This window comes from Pantoea sp. CTOTU49201, assembly GCF_032054795.1.
Classification (GTDB): domain Bacteria; phylum Pseudomonadota; class Gammaproteobacteria; order Enterobacterales; family Enterobacteriaceae; genus Pantoea; species Pantoea symbiotica.
Genome location: NZ_DAMBSA010000324.1, coordinates 4,087 through 5,353, shown reverse-complemented (window position 1 = coordinate 5,353; position 1,267 = coordinate 4,087). Strand labels below are relative to the sequence as shown.

Genomic DNA, 1,267 nt, shown 5'->3' with positions numbered 1-1,267 from the left:
CGCATGCCTACGCCGATTTCATCCCGGATGAGGATGACATTACCGTTGAACGCCTGCTGGCCGCTGATGCGGTGCTGCTGGGGAAAACCACTGCGCCGGAGTTTGGATACAGCGGCGTCGGGCATAATCCGCTGTTTCCATCACCGCGCAATCCGTGGGATCTCAGCAAAACGCCAGGCGGTTCCAGCGCCGGTTCCGGTGCGGCATTGGCAGCGCGCCTGTGTCCGATTGCCTTAGGCAGCGACGGCGGCGGTTCGGTGCGCATTCCTGCTGCGCACTGCGGCGTGTTTGGCCTGAAAGCGTCAATGGGGCGCGTACCTTTGTGGCCGGGCTGTCGCGATGAGCGTTATCCCGGCGTTTCCAGTTGGGAATCGCTGGAGCATATCGGTCCAATGACGCGTTCGGTGCGCGACAGCGCGCTGATGATGTCGGTGATGGCGGGGCCCGATATGCGCGATCGCCACTCGATTCCCTGCAATGACGTTGATTGGCTGGCCGCGCTGAATAAGCCGCTAAGTGGTCTGCGCATCGCCTTCAGCGCGGATTTCGGTTACATCGCTGTCGATCCTGAGGTGCGTGACATTGTCACACAGGCCGCACGCCGTTTTGCCCGTGAACTCGGCGCCGAGTTGGATGAGGTCGATCCCGGCATCGCCGATGAAGGTGCCACTTTTGCCGCGCTGGTGGCCTTTGAGAGCGATCTTTCCGGCATGCGTAACATGCAAGCTGAACTCGGTTCACGTATGTCACCGCATCTCAGCACCATGCTGCAACACGACTGGCGGGCTGAAACCTTTACCGACGCCAACACCACGCGTAAAAAGCTGTGCAATCAGATGTGGCGCTTTATGCAGCATTACGATCTGCTGCTGTCGCCGACGCTGGCGGTGCCGCCGTTCCCGCTCAACATGCAGGGACCGGAGATCATCGATGGCCGCATGGTGCGCAGCGATCACTGGCTCTCATTCTGCTTCCCGTTCAATTTTACCGGCCAACCGGCGGCGTCTGTTCCCGCGGGCTTTACCGCCAGCGGATTGCCGATTGGCATGCAAATCGTGGGTCGTCATCTGGACGATGGCCTGGTGCTGGCGGCAAGTGCCGCATTCGAGCGCATACAACCCTGGAATCACATCACACCTGTTTCGATCGGAGTTGCCCATGACTAACAAAAATTCACCGGCTTTAGAGCAGGAGTTCGAGCACGAACCGGTTCCGCTCAGCCATCGCCACTCGACCCGTTCGGTGTCGGCGGTGTGGTTTGGTTTCC

The 1,267-nt window shown here is 60.1% G+C and carries 1 protein-coding gene; it reads left to right on the top strand.

All coding sequences use genetic code 11. The annotated features are described in order from the left end of the window. The coding region (locus RTY00_RS18935) for an amidase family protein (RefSeq protein ID WP_312665498.1) at positions 1-1,166 on the top strand (1,166 nt) is incomplete at its 5' end. Positions 1,167-1,267 lie beyond the last annotated feature (101 nt).